This is a genomic window from Streptomyces sp. NPDC004667, assembly GCF_040609475.1.
Classification (GTDB): domain Bacteria; phylum Actinomycetota; class Actinomycetes; order Streptomycetales; family Streptomycetaceae; genus Streptomyces.
The window spans coordinates 1-4,082 of the sequence record NZ_JBEXKC010000201.1 but is presented as its reverse complement, the minus strand read 5'-3'; the positions used below and the strand labels follow the sequence as shown (position 1 = coordinate 4,082).

Annotated in this window: 3 protein-coding genes; 1 reads left to right on the top strand and 2 read right to left on the bottom strand. The window is 77.0% G+C overall.

The genetic code is table 11. The features are described 5' to 3' along the window. Positions 1 to 62: 62 nt before the first annotated feature. Positions 63 to 485, bottom strand: coding sequence for a DUF350 domain-containing protein (locus ABZW32_RS39090; RefSeq protein ID WP_266846087.1), 423 nt, complete (start codon positions 483 to 485; stop codon positions 63 to 65). Positions 486 to 592: 107 nt separating this feature from the next. On the opposite strand from ABZW32_RS39090, the gene ABZW32_RS39085 reads away from it, so the two are divergent. After that, positions 593 to 2,551 (top strand): GNAT family N-acetyltransferase, encoded by a 1,959-nt coding sequence (locus tag ABZW32_RS39085; RefSeq protein ID WP_356225579.1) that lies wholly within the window; start codon positions 593 to 595, stop codon positions 2,549 to 2,551. On the opposite strand, the gene ABZW32_RS39080 is transcribed toward ABZW32_RS39085, so the two are convergent. Next, the coding region (locus ABZW32_RS39080; protein ID WP_356225577.1) for an AMP-binding protein at positions 2,506 to 4,082 on the bottom strand (1,577 nt) is incomplete at its 5' end. The two genes, ABZW32_RS39085 and ABZW32_RS39080, sit on opposite strands and share 46 nt — an antisense overlap.

Here is a 4,082-nt window from a genome sequence, read left to right as displayed (position 1 = left end):
CCGGCACGAGTAGAGCGCCGCTCCCCGTGGGGAGCGGCGCTCTCGTCGTGCCGTACGTGTCGTCAGGCGATGGACGCCGCCACGATCGCGGCGACGGCGAGGTTGCAGGAGGCCGTGACCCAGACGGCCGGGTGCGGCTCCGGGTCCACGACGATGGCGCCGAGCTTGCCCGGGGTCACCAGGTCCAGCACCAGGAAGGCCACGGCCATCAGGACCAGGCCCAGCAGCCCGAAGGCCGCGGTGGACAGCAGGCCCTTGCCGAAGTCGTCGTACGTCGTCCAGATCGAGGTGAAGACGATGCCGCCGATGCCCAGGAGCGCGGAGCTGAGCAGGAGGGCCGCGTTGCGGTTGCGCTCCTCCCAGATCTGCTTCGGGAGCTTCCCGGGCGTCAACACGTCCACCAGGACGATGCCGAGGATCAGCAGGACCAGCCCGAGGGCGCCGTACGCGCTCGTGCGGCCGAGTCCGTTGACGATGTCGCTCATGGAAAAGCCTGTCTGGGCGTGGGTGGGATAGGGATGTGCCGAGCACGTGCCGTGGGGAGGCCGAATGTATCGCACGGCCCCGCCCCGGACCATGGGGAGGTCAGGAAATGGCAAAGGTCAGGGCCGCGCGGGACGGGGAGGCGGCAGCGCTGACGGCGCTGGTCATGCGGTCCAAGGCCCACTGGGGCTACGACGCGGGGTTCCTCGCCGCGTGCGCCCCGGAACTGGCCGTCCGCGAGGACGAACTCGCCGGCCGGCGGATCGTGGTGGCCGAGAACGGCGCCGGGCTCCTGCTGGGGGTCGCCTCTCTGGAGGTCCTGGAGGGGGCACCGGGAGGGCGGCCGGACGGGGAAGTGGCCCGGCTCGGGCTGCTGTTCGTGGAACCGTCGGCCATCGGCCGGGGCGTCGGGCGGCTGTTGTACCGGAACGTCCTGGGCCGGGCCGCCGCGCTGGGCGTGCGCCGCCTGCTGATCGACGCCGATCCGCACGCGACGGGCTTCTACCGGGCGATGGGCGCGGTGGCCTCGGCCGGGGCGCCGCCGGGGCTGGTGCGCTTCGAGGTGGCTCCGGCGGTGCTCGCCGGCTGGGCGCGGGCCTGGACGGGCGGGGTCCCGGCGGTGCACGTGGGCAACGTGGCGGAGTTCAACGCCCAGTTCGCCGACCCCTCGGTGGGCCGGGAGCCGGGGGCCGCGCACGACTACGCCTGCCTCGCCGCGTTCTACAGCCCGTACCCGGCCGCCCTGCTGCTGCCGCGGGCGGTGCCACCGGGCTGGATCCGGCTGGTCGGACGGCAGTTGGGCTGGGGCCCCGAGGTGGAGGTCCACGACGGGCTGGCCGAGGGGGACCCGTGCCTGTCGGACGCCGTACGGTCGCGGCCGGAGCTGGCCCGGCGGGTGACGGGGCGCGGGCTGCCCCTCGTACCGTGGGGGCGGACGGAGCCGTACGGGCGGCTCGCCGGTCTGCCGTGGCGGCCGCGGGACCTGCGCTACGAGTCGAAGTCGGCGGCGCACTCCCTGTTCGCCCGGATCCTGGCGGGCGGCGGGCACCCGGGGATCGCGCTCCCCGCGCAGTGGCGGGCGGCGACCCGGTGGGCGGCCGTCCGGACGGTGCGGTCGCGGGCGCGGGCGGGGCTGGGCACGGTGCTCAAGTCGGAGCACGGAGTGGGGGGTTCGGGCACCAGGGTGGTGACGCCCGCCCTGGTCCGGGCGGCGGGCGGGGCACGGGCGGCGCTGCGCGGGCTGCCGCGCGGGCCGCTGCTGGTGGAGGAGTACGTACAGGGACCGTCACGGGGGCCTCGGGACCTGACGTACGACGGGTTCGTGGACGGGGAGGGCCGCCCGCACGAGGTCGGGGCGGCGGTGATGGAGGTGGACGACGGGGCGTACCGGGGCGCGACGGTGGGGCCCGGGGTCGTGCCCGCCGCGCTGGAGGCGCCGCTGCGGGCGTTCGGGGCGGCGGTGGGGCGGGAGCTGGCGGCTTCGGGCCACCGGGGCTGGTTCGACGTGGACTTCGTGGTCGACGCGGCGGGGCGGCCGGCGCCGACCGAGGCCAACCTGAGGCTCACCGGCCCCTCGGTGGCCTTCATGGTGGCGGCCCGGCTGGACGTGCTGCGGGGCGCGGGGCACCTCGTACGGATCGTCGACCGGGTGGAGCTGGGCGCGCGGCTGCCGGAGGGGCAGGTGGAGCTGCTGTGCGGGGACCTCGTGCAGGCCTGCGCCGGGTCGGGGGCGGTGTTCGTGCCGGCCATCGTGACCGGGGCCTTCGATCCGGCGCCCTGGATCGGAGTGCTGCTGGCCGCGCGCGACGCCGGGGCGCTGGACGCGGCCGAGGCGCTGGTGCGGGCGGGGGCCCTCGCGGTCGGGGCGGGGTTCGCGGACTTCTCCGCGGCGGCGGACGGCTCGGATGCCGGCGACGGCTCCGACGCCGGGGACGGCTCTGCCCCCGGGGACGGCTCCTGCGTCGGCGACGGCTCCGACGCGGCGGGCCGGGCCGGAGCCCGACCCGGCCGCCGCCCGGCCGGTCAGTCCTCGAAGTCGAAGGGCGAGCGCGGCCTGCGGAGCAGGTAGCAGGCCACGATCAGGCCCGCGATCATCAGCGGGACGTTGAAGGTGTAGACGAGGGCGGCCTGGCGCGGCCAGTCGTGTTTGGCCGCCAGCCGGTAGAGGTTGTCCTGCGGCCACCAGGCGAGCAGCAGGTAGGACGCCGACAGGTGGGCGGCGGTGGTCAGGGCCCGTCCCCGGCCGTGGCGGAGCATCCGCCCGCGGCCTCCGAACAGGAACAGCACGCCCGCCGCGAAGGCGGCGCTCTCGCAGACGTAGAGGACGAAGAAGAGGAAGGACCACGGGAGGGGCACCCCGGTGAGGTCGGTCGATCCGGGCCACAACGCCGGGGCGAGCACCAGGGCCCCCACGGTCAGCGGGAGGGCGAGGCAGCCGGCGGCGCAGCCGGGAGACAACGACTCCCCGGCGGTGCCCGTCTTGCCGCTGCGCGCGGGGGCCGGCGCGGAACCGGCCACCGCCGGGCGGTCCTCGGCGGGCAGCGGCACGGCCGTCCGGTCCTCCTGGCCGGCCCGGGTACGGGGCAGGGCGCGCAGCCGGACCAGCCGGGTCGGCGTTTCGGCGGGGCCGGTCCCCGGCTTCAGGTGTGCGGTCAGGGTCTCCACGCCGGCCTTGTCCCCGTCACGGAGCCACAGGGGGTCGCCGGGGGGCGGGGCCACGTAGGCGACGAGCCGTTCGCGGGTCCCCGAGGTCACCCGGGCCACGACGGCGGCGCCGAAGGCGGGGTGGGTGCGGATCCGGGACTCGACGGTGTGGGGGTCGAGGTGGGCGCCCCGGTCCAGGGTGATCCGGTCGCGCAGCCGCCCGCCGAACTCCAGCAGCCCGTCGGGGCGCAGGACGGCGAGGTCGCCGGTCGCGACGGCGTCGCCGCCGGGCGGGGTGAGGAGGAGCTCCCCGTCGCGCAGGTCGGCGCGGAAGCCCGGGAAGGGCGTGCCGAGGAGGGCGATCCGTTCGGGGGTGTCCAGCGGGCCGGGCAGCTGCGGGAGTTCGAAGGAGGTCCCGGCGCCGGCGGTCTCGGTGGGGCCGTAGACGTTGAGGACGCGGGCGCCGGGGCGCAACCGGTCCTGGAGGGCGGCCTGTTCGTCGAGGTAGAGCCGGTCCCCCGTGACGGTGAGAAGCCGCACGTCGGCGAAGGCGGGGTCGGGTTCGCGGCGGGGCCGGGGGACGGAGACCGGGGCGGGCCGGTCGTCGCGGACCATGAGCTCCACGGCGGTCGCCGGGTCGGTGTGCAGGACGCTGACGTGCCGGTCCCGGACGGCGTCGAGGAGGTCGTGGGCCCCGCGCCCGGCGCCCTCGGGCAGGACCAGGGCGCCGCCGGAGCACAGGGGGCGGGTCCAGCCGGCGGCGAAGGCGGTGATGTCGGGTCCGCCGCTGAACAGGTGGCGGTCGCGCGGGGTGAGCCGGGCGGCCCCGGCCCAGCCGTCGTGGGCGGCGAGCAGCAGCTCGTGGCCGACGCGGACCGGGCGCGGCCGGGCCGAGCCGGTGAACAGGATCGCCGCGTCGCGGTCCTGGGCGGCGCGGTCGGGCGCGGTGGCGGGCC